Source organism: Micrococcus sp. iso_229 (genome assembly GCF_058072725.1).
Genome location: NZ_CM176514.1, coordinates 1,007,758 through 1,025,463 on the forward strand (window position 1 = coordinate 1,007,758; position 17,706 = coordinate 1,025,463).

Sequence of the window (17,706 nt, forward strand, 5' to 3'; positions counted from 1 at the left end):
TCAGGCCCCGGCGTGGACCTGATGCACGTGCGCCGTCGCGTGCTCGCGCGCGGCCAGGGCGCGGATCGTCTCGTCCCGGCCCTCGGCGAGGACGCGGGACAGCCCCGCGCGGGTGTCGGCCAGCCGCTCGGACAGGGCGGTGGCGCGGTCGGCGATCTCCGGGGTGACCTGGGCGGTCGGGTAGCCCAGCGTCGCGGCGGTCTCGGCCATCTCGTGAGAACGGGAGTCCCACATCGCCTCGACGCCCTCGAAGTAGGCGTCCGCGAAGGGCGCGATCAGCGCGGCGTCATGGACCCGGGCGAACCCGATCAGGGCCTGGCGCTGCTCCGTGTTGGACAGCTCGCCGGCCATCACCCGGTCCCAGGCCGCGCGCTTGGCCTCGGCCGTCGGCACGGCGGCCCGGGCTTGGATCGCGGCGAGCGCGCCCGTGGCGGTCGCGTCGGCGCGCTCGGCCTCGGCGATCTCGGCCTCCCCGGCGCGGCCGGCCGCCACCAGCGCGGTGAGCAGCTCCCAGCGCAGGTCCGTGGTGAGGTCCAGCCCGGGCACGGTGCGGGTGCCGTCCACGAGGGCGGCCAGGCGGTCCAGCTGCGCCGTGGTGCGCGCGTGCAGGGCGAACGCCTTGACGAACTGCAGCTGGTTGTCCGAGCCGTCCTCGGCCTCCGCGACGAGGCCCCACAGACGGTCGGCCGCCGCGACCCGCACGGCCTCGGCCTGGTCCTCGGGCAGGTACAGGCCGATCGCCGTCGCGAGCTGCCGCAGCAGCGTCTGCACCACGGACGAGTCCCGCTCGTGGCCGACGTTGGCCAGGACGAGGTCGACGAACCAGGCGGCGGAGGCCTCGCCGTCGCGCACGGTGTCCCAGGCCGCCCCCCACAGCAGGGTGCGCGCCAGGGAGCCGTCCACATCCTTCAGACGGGTGGACGCGGCCTCCCACGAGGCGTCGTCGAGGCGCAGCTTGGCGTAGGCCAGGTCGTCGTCGTTGGGCAGGATCACGGCGGGACGACGGCGGCCGGCGGCCTCGGCGACCTCGGTCACCTCACCGGCCACGTCGAGTTCGAAGCGCTCGGTGCGGGTCAGGCGGCCGGTGGCCTCGTCCACGTCGTAGAAGCCCACGGCCAGGCGGTGGGGGCGGAGCACGTCGTCGCCGGGCGCCGACGGCGAGCCGTCCGGGGCGCTCTGGCGCAGGCGCAGCGCGGTGATGATGCCGGCCTCATCCGTCTCCACCTCCGTGCGCAGCGTGTTCACACCCGAGGTCTCGAGCCACACGCGGGTCCACTCGGACAGGTCACGGCCGGACGCGGCCTCGAGCTCGGACATGAGGTCCGGCAGCTCGGTGTTGCCCCACGCGTGCTGGGCGATGTACGCGCGGACGCCGGCCATGAAGTTCTCCTGGCCCACCCAGGCCACGAGCTGGCGGAGCACGGAGGCGCCCTTGGCGTAGGTGATGCCGTCGAAGTTGACGAGCACGTCGTCGAGGTCGCGGATCCGGGCCTTGATGGGGTGCGTGGAGGAGAGCTGGTCCTGGCGGTAGGCCCAGTTCTTCTCCATGGCGGAGAAGGTGGTCCAGGCGCCGGTGTACTGCGTGTTCTCGGCGGCGGCGAGCGTGGACATGAACTCGGCGAAGGACTCGTTGAGCCACAGGTCGTTCCACCAGCGCATCGTCACCAGGTCGCCGAACCACATGTGGGCGAGCTCGTGGAGGATCGTGATGGCGCGGCGCTCGATCAGCGCCTCCGGCACGGTCCCGCGGAAGACGTACGACTCGAGGAAGGTCACACAGCCGGCGTTCTCCATCGCGCCGGCGTTGAACTCGGGCACGAACAGCTGGTCGTACTTCTCGAACGGGTAGGCGTGACCGTACTGGGCCTCGAAGAACTCGAAGCCCTGGCGGGTGAGCTCGAAGACGTTCTCCGCGTCCAGGTGCTCCACCAGCGACGCGCGGCAGTAGACGCCGAGGGGGATCGTGCGGCCGTCGGCGCTGGTCAGCTCCGAGTGCACGGAGGCGTACGGGCCGGCGACGAGCGCGGTGATGTAGGAGGAGATGCGCGGGGTGGGGGTGAACTCCCAGACTGCGGTGTCCACGCCCTGCGGGTTGTCCTCGTTCGCCACGACGCCGAGGGTGCGGCGGGAGTCCTCCGGCTGGTTGGACACCACGGCCCAGTGTGCCGGCGCGGTCACCGTGAAGCGGAACGCGGCCTTGAGGTCGGGCTGCTCGAACACCGCGAACATGCGGCGGGAATCGGGCACCTCGAACTGGGTGTAGAGGTAGACCTCCTGGTCCACGGGGTCAACGAACCGGTGCAGGCCCTCGCCGGTGTTGCTGTAGTCCCCGAGACCGTCGACCACGAGGGTGTTCTGCGCCGCCAGCGGGCCGATCCGCAGTCGGGCGCCGTCGAAGTCCGCCACGTCCAGCGCCTCGCCGTTGAGGGTCACCGCGGGAGCCTGCCCGGCCACGTAGTCGATCCACGTGTGGGTGCCCACCGCGTCCTCCGCGGCCGCGAACGTGACGGTGGTGGCCGTGCGGAAGTGCTCCGCTCCGCGGGTGAGGTCCAGGCTCACCTCGTATGCGTCCACGGTGAGGGCGGCCGCGCGCGCGGCGGCCTCTTCGCGGGTGATGTTCATGGCGGCGGCGGTGGTCACGGTCGGACTCCTCCTGGGGTCGGGCGGATGCGGCACGGCCGGGCGCCTGTGATGGGGGCCACGGCACGGTGCTCCCCAGTGTGCCACCTGGCCCGGGCGTCGTGAGCGGCGCGCCTCGGGGCGGGCCGGTCGACCTGCTCAGCCCCCGATCTCGGCCAGTCGGGTCGCCGCCGCACGCAGCACCTCAGCCACCTCGGGCACGCGTGCCGGTGGCATCCGCTGCTCGGCCGCCGAGGCCGTGAGGGACACCTGGGGGATGCTTCCCGTCCGCGCCAGAACGCCACAGGCGACTCCGGCCACCCCGGGCACGACCGGCACACCCCCGCACCACCCCTGCTCGTCCATCTGACGCAGCAGGGTGTCCAGCAGGTCGTGCAGGGCCCCGTCATCCGTCAGGTTCCAGCGGCGGGGAGGCCGGGCGACGACCGCGTCCACCTCCGCTCGTCGGCGCTCCGGCGGCAGGGAGGCCAGGAGTGCGATGCCGGCGTACCCGGCGGCAAGCCGTTTGACCTCGCCGACCTCCACGGTGAAGACGCGCACGGGGGAGTCGCCGTCGCATCGCAGGAGGTAGGCCACTCCGCCCGCAGCCCGTGCCGCCAGGTAGACCGTGTCCCCCAGCTCGTCCGCGGCGGCCTGGACCACGGCCCGGCTGGCCTCGCGTTCGATCAGGCACCGCGGCGTCACCGGTTCGAATCCGACCGGGCCCCACCGATCACCGAGTGCATAGGCGGCCCCGCGCCGGGTCACGGCGCCCTCCTCCGCCAGGTCGGCAAGCAGTCGATGGGCGGTGGGCTGGGGCAGGCCCGTCCGCTGGACGAGCTGGCTCAGCCGCAGGCCGGCGGGTCCGACCTCGTGCAGCAGGCGCATCACGAGGGCGGCGCGGGGCAGGACGCCGGTGGGTGGGGTCATAGGGGTCACCGGTCCATCGTGCCGCAGCTCCGGCATCGGAGCTAGTTCCATCTGATGGACTAAATGACTGACGCGCCTGCTTGCATTGTGAGAAATACACGCGCCATGATGGGGAATGTAGGGCGCGTCACATCGCGGGCGTCGAGCCCATAGTCCGCATATCGGTTTCCAGGAGGAGCCCCATGCCACTGACCGCATCGACCGTCACGCGCACCGTCAGCGTGGACGGTGCTTCCGTCACCTGCCACGACTCGGTGACACCCGGGGAGCTCGACCGGCCTCTTGTGCTGGTCCACGGCACGGGCGGGACGACCGCCTCGCACTTCGGCCACCTGTTCCCGATGATGGCCACGCGGACGCGCGTCATCGCCGTCGACTGGGCGCCGACGGCCGACCCCGCCGCAGACCTGACCGTCGACCTGCTGGTCGGCCAGGTGCGGGCTGCCGTCGATGAGCTCCTCGGCCCCGACGCCGCCTTCGACCTGCTGGGCTACTCACTCGGCGCCGTCGTGGCCGGGCAGCTGGCCGCGGACCTCGGTCGCCGCGTGGAGAACCTCGTGCTCGTGGCCGGCTGGGCGACGACGGATGTCCACCAGCGCCTGCGCAACGAGGTCTGGCGGCACCTGTACGCCACGAGCCCTGATGCCCTGGCCCGTTACACGGCCTTCTGCGGCCTGTCCCCGCTGGCCCTGCGCTCCCTGACCCCGGCCATGCTCGACGGAGCACTCGCCTCCCTGACCGCGGACGAGTTCACCGCCCGGCAGATGGACCTGAACGCCCGCGTAGACGTCGCCGACCGTCTCTCCGCCGTCACCGCGCGGACACTGATCGTCTCCTGTGCCGAGGACATCATGGTCCCGCCCCATCACCAGTACGAGCTGCTCGGCATCATCGACGACGCGCGGCTGACGACCATGACGAGCGGCCACGCCTTCTTCCTCGAGCGCCCGGCCGAACTCATGCAGATCGTCGACCTGTACCTGCGCGAGCCCGACCGCCACCCGGCCGGCGCGATCATCCCCGAGACCCACGCCTGAGAGAGGGGCCAGCCATGACCACCGCCATGACCACCACCACCGACGTGCGCCCCGCACCGCGCGACGAGTCCGCCGAGATCCTCATCATCGGCTCCGGATTCGCCGGCCTCGGCATGGGCGCCCAGCTGCGGCGTCACGGCCGCGAGGACTTCCTCATCCTGGACCGCGCCCAGCAGGTCGGCGGGACCTGGAGGGACAACACCTACCCGGGTGCCGCGTGCGACGTCCCGAGCCACCTCTACAGCTTCTCCTTCGCGCCGAACCCGCAGTGGTCGGGCTTCTACACACCGGGTCCGGAGATCCAGGACTACCTCGTGCGCTTCTCCGAGGACGAGGGCCTCACCCCGCACCTGCGTCTCGGGGCGGACATGCTCGAAGCGCACTGGGACCCCGAGACGGAGCGGTGGACGGTGCGGACGCCGCGCGGGACCTACACGGGACGCTGGCTCATCATGGGCACCGGGCACCTCGCCGACCCCCGCCTGCCGGACGTCCCGGGTCTCGACGCCTTCGAGGGCGAGGTCATCCATTCCGCCCGCTGGGACCACACGGTGGACCTGAAGGGCAAGCGTGTCGCCGTCGTCGGCACCGGCGCCTCCGCGATCCAGGTCATCCCCGAGCTGGCGGCGACGGCGGCCGAGCTCGTCGTCTTCCAGCGCACCCCCGCGTGGGTCACCCCGCGCGTGGTCAAGCCGTACTCCGCGGCCGTGCGCCGCATGTTCGAGCGCGCCCCGCACACCATGCAGCGCGAGCGCGACGACATCTTCTGGTTCGCCGAGTCGAACTATGCCCAGCGCCGCGGTGTGCCGGCCGCACTGGACCAGGTCCGGGCCCAGGCCCTCGGGCACCTGGCCGCCGCGGTCTCTGACCCCGAGCTCCGCGAGCGCCTCACGCCGCGGTACCTGCCGGGCTGCAAGCGTGTGCTCGTCTCCAACGACTACTACCCGGCCATGGCCCGGGACAACGTCACCCTGGAGGACAGCGCGCTGGACCGCGTCGAGGGGAGCCGGCTGTTCGGCGTGAGCGGTCACGGGTACGAGGTCGACGTCGTCGTCCTCTGCACCGGCTTCGAGGCGGCCCAGCCGCCGTTCGCCGAGCGCGTCCACGACGGTGAGGGCCGTTCCCTGGCCGATCACTGGAGCAGCGGCATGGCGGCGTTCGACTCCACGGCCGTGGCGGGATTCCCGAATCTGTTCGCCATCAACGGGCCGAACACCTCGCTGGGGCACAACTCGATCGTCTACATCATCGAGTCGCAGATCGCGTACGTCTTGGAGGCCCTGGACCGGGTGGAGCACGAGGGAATTAGGACGATGGTCCCCGAGACACTCGCCCAGGAGGAGTACGTGGACCGTCTCCAGGAGCGGGCCGCCACCTCGGTGTGGCTCGTGGACGGCGGCTGCCACTCCTGGTACGTCGACCCCCGCTCGGGCAAGTTAACGCTGATCTGGCCCGACTACGCCTACGACTTCCGCGCCCGCAACGGCCACTTCACCGGGGAGGGCTTCCTCTCCTCGGCGAGTGGGGAGCCCGAGCCCATGCCGGTGCGCGAGCCCGAGCGATCGGTCGCGCTGATCTGAGCCGGCCCGCCCCGGGGCAGGGGGTCGGGTGGGGCCGTCAGTAGACTGACCCCACCCGACCGTCGTCCTTCTGGAGGAGTCTGCGCATGCGCGTCCACATCGCCACCGACCACGCCGGCATGGAGCTGTCCGCCCACCTGGTGGAGCACCTCACCGCCGCTGGCTACGAGATGGTGGACCACGGACCCACCGAGTACGACGCGCAGGACGACTACCCGGGCTTCTGCATCAACGCCGCCCGCGCCGTCGTCGCCGACCGCGAGCAGGGACTGGACTCGCTCGGCATCGTGCTGGGCGGCTCCGGCAACGGCGAGCAGATCGCCGCCAACAAGGTGGCCGGCGTCCGAGCCGCCCTGGCCTGGAACCTGGACACGGCGCGGCTGGCCCGCGCGCACAACGACGCGAACGTCGTGGCCGTCGGCGGTCGACAGCACTCGCTCGAGGAGGCCACCGAGCTCATCGAGGCGTTCCTGGCCGAACCGTTCTCCCAGGACGAGCGCCACGTGCGCCGCATCGGGAAGATCGCGCACTACGAGACCACCGGAGAGGTGCTGATGTGAGTGCCTGAGGGCCACTCCGTCCACCGTCTCGCGCGCCAGTTCACCGACGTCTTCGGCGGCCGCCGGATCCGCGCCACGAGTCCGCAGGGCCGCTTCGCCGAGGGGGCCGCCCTGCTCGACGGCCAGGTCCTGAAGCGCGCCCGGGCCCACGGCAAGCACTTCTTCGCCGACGTCTCCGGCGGCCACGTGCTCCACGTCCACCTGGGCATGTACGGGGCGTGGACCTTCGGCGGGGATCAGGACTTCGCGGCCGCGTCCTCGATCGGCGCACCCCGCCGGATCGGCGAGCGGGAGGTCCACGACGACGGCGCCCCGGCCGCCGAGCCCGCTCGCGACGCCGACGGCTGGGTCCAGCCCCCGCCGCCGGCCGCCACGGTCCGGCTGCGACTGCGCGCCGAGCACGGCTGGGCCGACCTGATCGGCGCGAGCCGGTGCCGCGCGCTCACTCCGGCCGAGGCTGCCGACGTCGTCGCCGGCCTGGGCCCGGATCCGCTGAGCGACGACGATCCCGCGCCGTTCTACGACCTCGCCCGGCGGACACGGCGGCCGATCGGCGTCGTGCTGATGGACCAGGCGGCCGTCAGCGGGATCGGCAACATCTTCCGGGCCGAGGCGCTGTTCCGCGCCGGCATCGACCCGTGGCGGCCGGCCCGGGAGGTCTCCGCGTCGGACCTGGCATTCCTCTGGGCGGACAACGCCGCGCTCATGCGGGAGGGCGTGCGGCTCGGGCGGATCGTCACCACGCGGCCCGAGCACCGGCCGGGGATCCCTGCCGAATCGGCCTGGCCCGAGCACGCGAACTACGTGTACCAGCGGCAGGGCCTGGCCTGCCTCGTGTGCGGGCGCGAGACGATCGTGGTGGAGGAGATGGCGGCCCGGAAGCTCTACCGGTGCCTCACCTGTCAGAGCTGAGGGGCCTGTAGCAGGCCCGACCGGGCACAGCGGTCAAGGCACCGGCGCGGACGACGACGCACCCGAGAAAGCCATGAGCCGGGCCATCGTGTGCACACGATGACCCGGCTCATGAGGTCCGGAGGGGATGACGGGAATCGAACCCGCGTAGCCAGTTTGGAAGACTGGGGCTCTACCATTGAGCTACATCCCCGCGGGGCCGCGCTCGGCGCGGACCAGCGGCTGACACCGTATCACGGCGGGCCCGCGTCGGCCGTGGGGGAAGAGGCATGATGCACGGCTCCCGTCCCGCCCTCCGCAGGGCCGCGTCCGCCCTCGCCGGCCGTCGTCCCCTGTCCCTGCGCGGCGCCACCGTCCTCGTGACGGGCGGCGCGTCCGGCATCGGTCGACTGATCGCCCTGGGGGCCGCCCGCCGCGGCGCGGGCCGCGTCGTCGTCTGGGACCTCGACCTGCAGGGGGCTGAGGCCGTCGCCGCCGAGATCCGGTCTCAGGGCGCGGACGCCCAGGCCGAGCGCGTGGACGTGACGGACGCGGCCGCCGTCGAGGCCGCCGCCGCCCGCGCCGGAGAGGTGGACGTCGCCGTGAACAACGCGGGCGTCGTGACGGGCGTGCGCCTCGAGGACGCCACGGAGGAGGGCATCCGCCGCACCTTCGAGGTGAACGCACTCGCGCCGTACTGGCTGACCCGGGCGGTCCTGCCCGGAATGCGGGCCCGGGACCGCGGGGCCGTGGTCACGGTGGCCTCGGCCGCGGGGTTGGTCGGCGTCGCGCGCCAGACGGACTATTCCGCCACCAAGCACGCCGCGGTCGGCTTCGCCGAGTCCCTCGCCGCGGAGCTGCGCAAGGACGGCAGCCGCGTCACCTCCCTCGCCGTCTGCCCCTTCTACATCGACACCGGGATGTTCGCGGGCGTGCGCAGCCGGGTGCCCTGGCTGCTGCCCGTGCTGGATCCGCGCCACGTGGCGCAGGAGGTGCTGGACGCCGTCGAGGCCGGCCGCACCCGCCTGCTGCTGCCGCGCGCCGTCGGTCTGATCGCGCCCCTGCGCGCCCTGCCGGCGCCCGTCTTCGACCGCGCGATGGACGTCCTCGGGGTCAACGCCACGATGGACGGCTTCACGGGCCGGCGGTCGCGGCTTTTCGCGGGGCGCGAGACGGCGCGCTAGGATTCCACAGTCTGCCCTCGGGCAGTCCCTCGGGTGTCCGGCGAGCCTCCACCGCGTGAGCCCGCCGGCGTCGGGGACGACGGCGGGGTGTAGCTCAGCTTGGTAGAGCGCGCGCTTTGGGAGCGTGAGGCCGCAGGTTCAAATCCTGTCACCCCGACTCGACGTCAAGACCATCCACCACCACCAACAGGAGTCATCCGTGGTCAAGTCCACCGCAGAGAACCTCAGCCCGACCCGCGTCAAGCTGACCGTCGAGGTGCCGTTCGAGGAGGTGAAGCCCGCCCTGGACAAGGCGTTCAAGGACATCGCCAACCAGGTCCAGATTCCGGGCTTCCGCAAGGGCAAGATCCCGGCGCGCCTGATCGAGCAGCGCTTCGGCCGCGAGATCGTCGTGGACCAGGCCGTCAACGAGGGCCTGAACACCTGGTTCTCCGCCGCCATCGCCGAGGCCGAGGTCACGCCGATCTCCCGCCCCGAGGTCGACGTGACCGCCACCCCGGACGCGGAGAACGCCGAGGGCCCGGTGGCCTTCACCGCCGAGTTCGACGTGCGCCCGACCATCGAGCTGCCCGACTACAAGGGCCTCAAGGTGACGGTGGAGCCCGCCCAGGCCACCGAGGAGGACGAGCAGAAGGCCCTCGACGCCCTGCGCTCGCGCTTCGGCTCCCTCAAGGATGTGGACCGCCCGGCCGCCCAGGACGACTTCGTCACGATGAACCTGACCGCCACGGTCGACGGCGAGCAGGTCGACCAGGCCGAGGGCCTGTCCTACCAGGTGGGCGCCGGCACCATGCTCGAGGGCATCGACGAGGCCCTCGACGGCCTGTCCGCCGGCGAGGACGCCACCTTCGAGACCACGCTCAACGGCGGCGAGCACGACGGCGAGACCGCCGTGGTCAAGCTGGAGCTGACGGCCGTCAAGGAGCGCGAGCTGCCCGAGGCCGACGACGAGTTCGCCCAGCTGGCCTCCGAGTTCGACACCATCGCCGAGCTCAAGGAGGACCTGAAGAAGCAGGCCGCCGAGGAGGCCGTGAACCGCCAGGGCGTCGAGGCCCGCGACAAGGTCCTCGAGGAGCTGGCCAAGCTCGTCGAGGTCCCGGTGCCGGACGGCGTCATCGCCGAGCAGGTCGAGCAGCACTTCTCCGCCGGCGGCCACACCGCGGGCGACGACCACGACACCGCCGAGCACCGTGCCGAGCTCGAGCAGAACACCCGCGAGGCGTTCGCCAACGAGGTCATCCTGGACGAGGTCGCCGAGGCCGAGGAGGTCACGGTCGACCAGGGTGAGCTGATCGAGTACATCATCGCCACCTCCTCCGAGTACGGCATGGACCCGAACCAGTTCGCCATGATGCTCGACCAGGGCGGGCAGATCCCGATGATCATGGGCGAGGTCCGCCGCCGCAAGGCCCTGGCCAAGGTCCTCGAGTACGCCGAGGTCACCGACACCGACGGCAAGGCCGTGGACCTGACGGCGTTCGTGACCCCGGGCGGCCAGGAGGCCCTCGACGCTGAGGCCGAGGGCGCCGAGGCCGAGGGCGCCGACGAGGCGGAGGAGAAGCCCGCCGAGAAGGCCCCGGCCAAGAAGAAGTCGACGGCCAAGAAGGCCCCGGCCGAGCAGGCCGACGACGCCGAGGCGGCCGAGCAGGCCTGATCCCGGCCGGTGGGGACGCACCCCCGCCGAGCCACGACGACGGCGCCCCCGCCCACGCCGGTGGGGGCGCCGTCGTCGTCCCGGGGCCCCGGTGGGCGGCCCCGGGCGGGGTCCGCGACAACCTGCGCCAACAGCGAAACGCCGACGGCGTCCCGCGCGCTGGCCCGGACGCCCGGCTAGTGTCGGACTCGATCAGGGACCCGTCCGTCCGCGCGAGCGGCCGCCGTTCGGGAGGCCCGTGGACATCTCGACAGGAAGGCGGAAGTGATGACCGACATCACCCCCAGCATGCGTTCGGTGGACCCGGCGCAGCGCGAGGATTTCCTCTACACCCAGCTGCTGAAGTCGCGCATCGTCTGGCTGGGCGAGGACGTCCGTGACGACAACGCCAACGCGATCTGCTCCCAGCTGCTCCTGCTCTCGGCCGAGGACCCGGAGAAGGACATCTACCTGTACATCAACTCCCCGGGCGGCTCCGTCACCGCGGGCATGGCGATCTACGACACGATGCAGTACATCCCCAACGACGTCGTGACGGTGGCCACCGGCCTCGCCGCGTCCATGGGCCAGTTCCTGCTCGCCTCCGGCACCAAGGGCAAGCGCTACGCCACCCCCCACGCCCGCGTGCTGATGCACCAGCCCTCCGGCGGCATCGGCGGCACCGAGTCGGACATCCGCATCCAGGCCCAGCTGATCCTGCACATGAAGCAGGTGATGGCGGAGCTGACCGCCGAGCAGACCGGCCAGTCCGTGGAGACCATCCTCGAGGACAACGCGCGTGACAAGTGGTTCACCGCGCAGGAGGCCCTCGAGTACGGCTTCATCGACCACATCGCCGACCGTGCCGCGTCCGTGACCGGCGGCGGCGGCGTCCGGGGCTGAGCCCGGCCCGGACCGTCCCGACCCTCTCCAGGAGACCAAGAATGACCCAGTTCCCCGCCGGGCTCCCCACCGGGATGCCCTCCCTGCCCACGCCGGACGCGCGCTACATCCTCCCGCAGTTCGAGGAGCGCACCCCCTACGGCTTCAAGCGTCAGGACCCCTACGCCAAGCTCTTCGAGGACCGCATCGTCTTCCTCGGCGCGCAGGTGGACGACGCGTCGGCCGACGACGTGATGGCCCAGCTGCTCGTGCTCGAGGCGATGGACTCCGAACGTGACATCACCCTGTACATCAACTCGCCGGGCGGCTCGTTCACGGCCATGACGGCGATCTACGACACCATGCAGTTCATCCGCCCCGAGGTGCAGACCGTGTGCCTGGGCCAGGCCGCCTCCGCCGCGGCCGTGCTGCTGGCCGCGGGCGCCCCCGGCAAGCGTCTGGCGCTGCCCAACGCGCGCGTGCTGATCCACCAGCCGGCGATGCAGGGCGACCGCGGCACCGCCACGGACCTGCAGATCCACGCCCAGGAGATCAACCGGATGCGCGTGTGGATGGAGGAGACGCTGGCCTCCCTCACCAACCGCACGCCCGAGGAGGTCTCGCAGGACATCGACCGGGACAAGTTCCTCTCGGCCGAGCAGGCCCTCGAGTACGGCCTCGTGGACGAGGTCCTCGCCTCCCGCAAGATCACCCGCCCGTCTGCCTGACCGACGACGCCCGCCGAGGGGTCCGGCCGCGCGGCCGGGCCCCTCGGCGCCGACCGGGGACCCGGTCCCTTAACGTGTCCGTCCACGGCCGTATGCTGGACGGAATCTGACAGCGACGACGCCCGCGCGGGGCGGACGTCTCCGCCCGGCCTTCGAGGAGTACCACCATGGCGCGTATCGGAGAGAGCGCTGACCTGCTGAAATGCTCGTTCTGCGGGAAGAGCCAGAAGCAGGTGCGCAAGCTCATCGCCGGCCCGGGTGTCTACATCTGCGACGAGTGCATCGAGCTGTGCAACGAGATCATCGAGGAGGAGCTCGGCGAGGCGGCGGAGGCGGACGAGACCGTCCTGCCCACCCCGCAGGAGATCTTCGACCACCTCGAGAGCTTCGTGATCGGCCAGGAGGCGGCCAAGCGTTCCCTCGCCGTCGCCGTGTACAACCACTACAAGCGCGTGCGCGGGCCGCAGGCGCGGGGCGGTGACCTGGCCGACCGCCTCACCGAGCGGGACGACCTGGCGGACGTCGAGGTCGGCAAGTCGAACATCCTCATGGTCGGCCCCACCGGCTCCGGCAAGACGTATCTCGCGCAGACCCTCGCCCGACGGCTCAACGTCCCGTTCGCGGTCGCGGACGCCACCAGCCTCACCGAGGCCGGCTATGTGGGCGAGGACGTGGAGAACATCCTCCTCAAGCTCATCCAGGCCGCGGACTACGACGTGAAGAAGGCCGAACAGGGCATCATCTACATCGACGAGATCGACAAGATCTCGCGGAAGTCCGAGAACCCCTCCATCACCCGGGACGTCTCCGGCGAGGGCGTGCAGCAGGCCCTGCTGAAGATCCTCGAGGGCACGGTGGCGTCGGTGCCGCCGCAGGGCGGGCGCAAGCACCCCCACCAGGAGTTCCTGCAGATCGACACGTCCAACGTGCTGTTCATCGTGGCGGGCGCGTTCGCGGGCCTGGACGAGATCATCGGTTCCCGCGCCGGCCGCAAGGGCATCGGGTTCGGCGCGCCCCTGAACCACCTGGGCGCGGGGGACGTCACCTACGCGGACGTGCGGCCGGAGGACCTGCTGAAGTTCGGCCTCATCCCCGAGTTCATCGGCCGCCTGCCCGTGATCACCACCGTCGAGGACCTCACGCACGAACAGCTCGTGCGGGTGCTGACCGAACCGAAGAACGCCCTGCTCAAGCAGTACCAGAAGATGTTCCTCATGGACGGCGTGGAGCTCGAGTTCGAGCAGGACGCCCTGGACGCCGTCGTCGCCCAGGCCGAGGCCCGCGGCACCGGCGCCCGCGGCCTGCGCTCCATCATGGAGAACGTCCTCAAGCCCGTGATGTTCGAGCTGCCCTCCCGTTCGGATGTGGGCACGGTCGTCATCTCCGGGGACGTGGTGCGCGGCGAGGCCGAGCCCACGCTCATCCCGGCCGAGGTGGAACGACGTCGACGCGGCCGGAGCGCCTGACCGCCGTCGCCCAGCAGGACCGACCGGAGCCGAGACGGCTCCCTGACCGCAAGGAGCACAGCATGACCGACACCACGCAGCAGCCCACCGTCGACTTCTACTTCGACGCCACGTGCCCGTTCGCCTGGATCACCTCCCGGTGGATCCTGGAGGTCCAGAAGGTGCGCGACGTGCGGGTGGTCTTCAAGATCATGTCGCTCGCCGTCCTGAACGAGGGCCGCGACCTGGACCCCGACTACCTGGCCCGCCTCGAGAAGGCCTGGCTGCCGGCCCGCGCCGCCGTGCAGGTGCGCGAGCGGCACGGTGCCGAGGCGCTCGGCCCGTGGTACACCGCGGTCGGCACCCGCATCCACGAGCAGGGCCGCACGGACTACGAGGCCGTGGTGGCCGAGGCCCTCGAGGAGCTCGGCCACGATGCGGACATCCTGGACGCCGCCCGCACCGACGTGGCCGACGAGCAGCTGCGCGCCAGCCAGAAGGAGGCGGAGGACCTCGTGGGCAACGACGTCGGCACGCCCGTCGTGGCGTTCAACGGCACCGCCTTCTTCGGTCCCGTGATGACCCGCATCCCGCGCGGCGAGGAGGCGGGCCGCATCTTCGACGGCGCCGTCGCCCTGGCCGACTTCCCGTACTTCTACGAGATCAAGCGGGCCCGCACCACGGATCCGCAGTTCGACTGAGCCCCCGGCTCGCACGAGACCGGCCCCACACCTTCAGCGCGAAGGTGTGGGGCCGGCGTCGTCGGGGTGCGGGGCGGCGGGGGTCAGCTGCGCGCCACTCTGCCGGCCGCGCGGATCAGGGGGACCTGCAGGGGCAGCCGCCCGAGGGAGACCAGTTGCGCCGGCCAGGGCCGGCGTCGCCACCGCCAGGCCATCCACGCATTGCCGGGCCACACGCCGAGGAAGAGCGCCTGCGCGGCGCGTCCGCCCGCGCGCCGGGTGCGCGGGACGGCCAGCAGACCCGCCACGGCCAGCTCGGCCACGCCGGAGCCGTGGGTCCACGCGCGGGCCGAGCCGGGCAGGAACGGCGGGATCAGCCCGTCGAAGGGCTCAGGTCGGACGAAGTGGAGCACGCCCATGGCGGCGAGGGCGGCGGACATCCGCCGGGCGGAGGAGTCGCAGGCGCGGCGGCCGGCCGGGGCGGGATCGGGTGTCGGTCTCATCCTCTCAGTGTCCACCCCTGCCGCGGTGACCGCACTGCGACATGCGGCAGGAGCACGACCGGGAGGTGCACCACGACACCCCCGGGAGGGCCGCCGCCTCCCGACGAACTCCGATCCGGCGGCGGACTGTCCGACGTGCGCTGTGCCCTACCGGATCCCGGCCACGAACATCCCACGCTGACGGGCAGACTCGGGTTCGCAGCACGGGCGCGACGACGGCCCCGCCGCCCGTGATGGGCGACGGGGCCGTCGTCGTGCCGCGTGCGCCCCGGAGACACCTTCCGGGAGCGCGCGGCGGGGATCAGTCGTCCTCGGCCGGTGCGAGCTGCACGTCGGAGACGGTCAGGGGCGCGGACTCGCCGGCCTCGCCCTGCGTGAGGGACAGGTCCGCGATGTTGCCGGCCGCCTTGAGGTCCGCCAGGCCGCCGCGCAGCTTCTCGAGCCAGTCGGCCGGCCCGGTCACCACGGCGGAGCGAACCTCGGTCCGCTGCTTCACCTTGGCCTCGGACTTCGCCTTGCGGACGCCGCCCAGGACCTGCGCCACGGTGGGCAGGACCTCGGCGTCACCGGCGGAGGCGGCGAAGGACAGGGCCGCCACCTCGTCCGCGGCGCCCGGCCACGCGGCGGTGTGCACGGAGCCGGCGCGCCACCAGCTCCACACCTCCTCGGTGGCGAACGGCTGGAACGGGGCCAGCAGGCGCAGCAGGGCGTCCAGGGTGGTGGCCAGCGTGGTCACCACAGAGGCCTGCTCGGCCTCGCCGTGGCCGCCGTAGGCGCGGTCCTTCACGAGCTCCACGTAGTCGTCCGTGAAGGCCCAGAAGAACTGCTCGGTCACGTTGAGGGCGCGTGCGTAGTCGTAGGCCTCGAACGCGCGGGTCGCCTGCTCCACGGTGGCCGCGAGGCGCGCCAGCAGGGAGGCGTCCAGCGGGTTGGTGACGGCCGCGGCGTCGTCGGCCGTGCGGATGACGGCGTCCTGCGTGGCGCCCAGGTTCAGCACGAACTTGGCGGCGTTGAGCAGCTTGATGGCCAGGCGGCGGCCGATCTTCATCTGCGCCACCTCGTAGGCGGTGTCCGCGCCGAGGCGGGCCGAGGCGGCCCAGTAGCGGACGGCGTCCGAGCCGAACTGGTCCAGGATGTCGGTCGGGACCACCACGTTGCCCTTGGACTTGGACATCTTCTTGCGGTCCGGGTCGAGGATCCAGCCGGAGAGCGCGGTGTCCGTCCACGGCACGGAGCCGTTGAGGGCGTGGGCGCGCACCACGGTGGAGAACAGCCAGGTGCGGATGATGTCGTGGCCCTGCGGGCGCAGATCGAACGGGAAGACGTTGTTGAAGAACGCCTCGTCACGGGACCAGCGGCCCACGATCTGCGGGGTCAGCGAGGAGGTGGCCCAGGTGTCCAGGACGTCCGGGTCGCCGGTGAAGCCGCCGGGGACGTCGCGCTGGTCCTCGGAGTAGCCCGGGGCGGCCTCGGCGGCCGGGTCCACGGGGAGCTGCTCGTCGGCCGGGAGGATCGGGTTCTCATAGTCGGGCTCACCCTCCGCGTCCAGCGGGTACCAGACCGGGATCGGCACCCCGAAGAAGCGCTGGCGGGAGACGAGCCAGTCACCGTTGAGGCCCTCGACCCAGTTCTCGTAGCGGTGGCGCATGTGCTCCGGGTGCCAGGAGAGCTCGCGGCCGCGCTCGATCAGCTCCGCGCGGCGGTCGGCGTCGCGGCCGCCGTTGCGGATGTACCACTGGCGGGAGGTGACGACCTCGAGCGGCTTGTCGCCCTTCTCGTAGAAGTTCACGGCGTGCATGATCTTCTTCGGCTCTCCGTCCAGCAGGCCGGCCGCGGTGAGGGCGTCCACCACACCCTGCTTGGCGGAGAACACGGTCTTGCCGGCCACGGTGTCCGCATAGGCCTGTCGGCCGGCGTCCGTGGTGATCCACTCGGGGGTGTCGGCGGCGAAGCGGCCGTCACGGCCGATCAGGGTGCGGGTCGGCAGCTGCAGTTCGCGCCACCAGGTGACGTCGTTGAGGTCGCCGAAGGTGCAGACCATGGCGATGCCGGAGCCCTTGTCCGGCTTGGCCAGCGGGTGCGGGAAGACCTCGACCTCCACGCCGTACAGCGGGGAGGTGACGGTCGTGCCGAACAGGTGCTGGTAGCGCTCGTCGTCCGGGTGGGCGACCAGGCCGGAGCAGGAGGCCAGCAGCTCGGGGCGGGTGGTCTCGATGAAGACCTGCTCGCCGTCCGCAGCGGTGAAGGCGTAGCGGTGGTAGGCGCCGGGGACCTCGCGGTCCTCGAGCTCGGCCTGGGCCACGGCGGTGCGGAAGGTCACGTCCCACATGGTGGGGGCCTCGGCCAGGTAGGCGTCACCCGAGGCGATGCCGGTCAGGAAGGCGCGCTGGGAGACGGCGCGGGAGACGTCGTCGATGGTCCGGTAGGTCATGTCCCAGTCGACGGACAGGCCGAGACGGGTGAAGAGGTCCTCGAAGACCTTCTCGTCCTCGACGGCGAGCTCCTCGCAGAGCTCGATGAAGTTCTTGCGGGAGATCACGTCCCAGTCGCGCTGGTTCTTCGCCGGCTTCTCCGGCGGGCGGTAGCCCTCCACGTACGGCTTGGCGGGGTCGCAGCGGACGCCGTAGTAGTTCTGCACACGGCGCTCGGTGGGCAGGCCGTTGTCGTCCCAGCCCATCGGGTAGAACACGTTCTTGCCGTTCATGCGCTGGTACCGGGCGAGCACGTCGGTCTGCGTGTAGGAGAAGACGTGGCCCACGTGGAGCGAGCCGGAGGCGGTCGGCGGGGGCGTGTCGATCGAGTAGACCTGCTCGCGGGTGGTCTGCGTGTCGAACGCGTACGTGCGCTCGTCGGCCCAGCGGGCGGTCAGCTTCTCCTCGAGGCCCTCGAGGGCCGGCTTGTCCGGCACGGCCACGGCGCCGGCGGCGGGGGTGGACGGGGTCGATGCGTCGATGGGCGTGTCTGTGCCCTGCGTGTTCTCAGCCATGCCCGCCATCCTCCCATGACCGGGGCGGCGGGCTGGGCCCGCGACGAC

The 17,706-nt window shown here is 71.8% G+C and carries 14 protein-coding genes and 2 tRNA genes; 11 read left to right on the top strand and 5 right to left on the bottom strand.

Annotation, left to right across the window (positions count from 1 at the left end; translation table 11 throughout):
• Together pepN and AC3RKA_RS04735 are read right to left on the bottom strand one after the other, a co-directional pair.
• Positions 1-2,622, bottom strand: a complete 2,622-nt coding sequence (gene pepN, locus AC3RKA_RS04730; protein WP_489727601.1) for an aminopeptidase N — start codon at positions 2,620-2,622, stop codon at positions 1-3.
• A gap of 156 nt (positions 2,623-2,778) precedes the next feature.
• Positions 2,779-3,549, bottom strand: a complete 771-nt coding sequence (locus AC3RKA_RS04735) for an IclR family transcriptional regulator (RefSeq protein WP_489727602.1) — start codon at positions 3,547-3,549, stop codon at positions 2,779-2,781.
• Positions 3,550-3,731: 182 nt separating this feature from the next.
• Here AC3RKA_RS04735 and AC3RKA_RS04740 point away from each other — a divergent pair, with 182 nt between their 5' ends.
• The 4 genes from AC3RKA_RS04740 to AC3RKA_RS04755 all read left to right on the top strand — a co-directional run bounded on the left by AC3RKA_RS04740 (position 3,732) and on the right by AC3RKA_RS04755 (position 7,638).
• Positions 3,732-4,586 carry an alpha/beta fold hydrolase gene (locus tag AC3RKA_RS04740; RefSeq protein WP_489727578.1) on the top strand — a complete coding sequence of 285 codons (855 nt, stop codon included), beginning with the start codon at positions 3,732-3,734 and terminating at the stop codon, positions 4,584-4,586.
• A 14-nt stretch (positions 4,587-4,600) separates the two neighbouring features.
• On the top strand, positions 4,601-6,166 hold the full coding sequence (locus tag AC3RKA_RS04745) for a flavin-containing monooxygenase (RefSeq protein ID WP_489727579.1): 1,566 nt from the start codon (positions 4,601-4,603) through the stop codon (positions 6,164-6,166).
• An 86-nt stretch (positions 6,167-6,252) separates the two neighbouring features.
• A complete protein-coding gene (locus AC3RKA_RS04750) occupies positions 6,253-6,726 on the top strand; it encodes a ribose-5-phosphate isomerase (protein ID WP_044659097.1) in 474 nt (157 codons plus the stop codon).
• Positions 6,727-7,638, top strand: a complete 912-nt coding sequence (locus AC3RKA_RS04755) for an Fpg/Nei family DNA glycosylase (protein ID WP_041104798.1) — start codon at positions 6,727-6,729, stop codon at positions 7,636-7,638.
• A gap of 122 nt (positions 7,639-7,760) precedes the next feature.
• Here the strand turns inward: AC3RKA_RS04755 and AC3RKA_RS04760 are convergent.
• Positions 7,761-7,831, bottom strand: a tRNA-Gly gene (locus tag AC3RKA_RS04760).
• 76 nt (positions 7,832-7,907) lie between these two features.
• Here AC3RKA_RS04760 and AC3RKA_RS04765 point away from each other — a divergent pair.
• The 7 genes from AC3RKA_RS04765 to AC3RKA_RS04795 all read left to right on the top strand — a co-directional run bounded on the left by AC3RKA_RS04765 (position 7,908) and on the right by AC3RKA_RS04795 (position 14,190).
• A complete protein-coding gene (locus AC3RKA_RS04765; RefSeq protein ID WP_036316872.1) occupies positions 7,908-8,801 on the top strand; it encodes an SDR family oxidoreductase in 894 nt (297 codons plus the stop codon).
• 83 nt (positions 8,802-8,884) lie between these two features.
• Positions 8,885-8,958: transfer RNA gene (locus AC3RKA_RS04770), tRNA-Pro, on the top strand.
• Positions 8,959-9,000: 42 nt separating this feature from the next.
• A complete protein-coding gene (gene tig, locus AC3RKA_RS04775; RefSeq protein ID WP_036316981.1) occupies positions 9,001-10,455 on the top strand; it encodes a trigger factor in 1,455 nt (484 codons plus the stop codon).
• Between the two features lie 267 nt (positions 10,456-10,722).
• Positions 10,723-11,337, top strand: coding sequence for a ClpP family protease (locus AC3RKA_RS04780; RefSeq protein ID WP_169577765.1), 615 nt, complete (start codon positions 10,723-10,725; stop codon positions 11,335-11,337).
• Between the two features lie 41 nt (positions 11,338-11,378).
• Positions 11,379-12,044 (top strand): ATP-dependent Clp protease proteolytic subunit, encoded by a 666-nt coding sequence (locus AC3RKA_RS04785; RefSeq protein ID WP_041104792.1) that lies wholly within the window; start codon positions 11,379-11,381, stop codon positions 12,042-12,044.
• Between the two features lie 167 nt (positions 12,045-12,211).
• Complete coding sequence (clpX, locus tag AC3RKA_RS04790; RefSeq protein WP_012750840.1) at positions 12,212-13,510, top strand: ATP-dependent Clp protease ATP-binding subunit ClpX; 1,299 nt, start codon at positions 12,212-12,214, stop codon at positions 13,508-13,510.
• Positions 13,511-13,572: 62 nt separating this feature from the next.
• Positions 13,573-14,190: a mycothiol-dependent nitroreductase Rv2466c family protein gene (locus AC3RKA_RS04795; protein ID WP_036316880.1), complete on the top strand. Its 618-nt coding sequence runs from the start codon at positions 13,573-13,575 to the stop codon at positions 14,188-14,190.
• Positions 14,191-14,273: 83 nt separating this feature from the next.
• On the opposite strand, the gene AC3RKA_RS04800 is transcribed toward AC3RKA_RS04795, so the two are convergent.
• Both AC3RKA_RS04800 and valS read right to left on the bottom strand, forming a co-directional pair.
• Positions 14,274-14,609: a DoxX family protein gene (locus AC3RKA_RS04800; protein WP_036316984.1), complete on the bottom strand. Its 336-nt coding sequence runs from the start codon at positions 14,607-14,609 to the stop codon at positions 14,274-14,276.
• Positions 14,610-14,973: 364 nt separating this feature from the next.
• On the bottom strand, positions 14,974-17,658 hold the full coding sequence (gene valS / locus AC3RKA_RS04805) for a valine--tRNA ligase (RefSeq protein WP_406905514.1): 2,685 nt from the start codon (positions 17,656-17,658) through the stop codon (positions 14,974-14,976).
• Positions 17,659-17,706: the final 48 nt, after the last annotated feature.

Coding starts and splice junctions, on each gene's coding strand:
- pepN (WP_489727601.1), bottom strand. CDS start 2,622: ATGAACATCACCCGCGAAGAGGCCGCCGCGCGCGCGGCCGCCCTCACC.
- AC3RKA_RS04735 (WP_489727602.1), bottom strand. CDS start 3,549: ATGACCCCACCCACCGGCGTCCTGCCCCGCGCCGCCCTCGTGATGCGC.
- AC3RKA_RS04740 (WP_489727578.1), top strand. CDS start 3,732: ATGCCACTGACCGCATCGACCGTCACGCGCACCGTCAGCGTGGACGGT.
- AC3RKA_RS04745 (WP_489727579.1), top strand. CDS start 4,601: ATGACCACCGCCATGACCACCACCACCGACGTGCGCCCCGCACCGCGC.
- AC3RKA_RS04750 (WP_044659097.1), top strand. CDS start 6,253: ATGCGCGTCCACATCGCCACCGACCACGCCGGCATGGAGCTGTCCGCC.
- AC3RKA_RS04765 (WP_036316872.1), top strand. CDS start 7,908: ATGATGCACGGCTCCCGTCCCGCCCTCCGCAGGGCCGCGTCCGCCCTC.
- AC3RKA_RS04780 (WP_169577765.1), top strand. CDS start 10,723: ATGACCGACATCACCCCCAGCATGCGTTCGGTGGACCCGGCGCAGCGC.
- AC3RKA_RS04785 (WP_041104792.1), top strand. CDS start 11,379: ATGACCCAGTTCCCCGCCGGGCTCCCCACCGGGATGCCCTCCCTGCCC.
- clpX (WP_012750840.1), top strand. CDS start 12,212: ATGGCGCGTATCGGAGAGAGCGCTGACCTGCTGAAATGCTCGTTCTGC.
- AC3RKA_RS04795 (WP_036316880.1), top strand. CDS start 13,573: ATGACCGACACCACGCAGCAGCCCACCGTCGACTTCTACTTCGACGCC.
- AC3RKA_RS04800 (WP_036316984.1), bottom strand. CDS start 14,609: ATGTCCGCCGCCCTCGCCGCCATGGGCGTGCTCCACTTCGTCCGACCT.
- valS (WP_406905514.1), bottom strand. CDS start 17,658: ATGGCTGAGAACACGCAGGGCACAGACACGCCCATCGACGCATCGACC.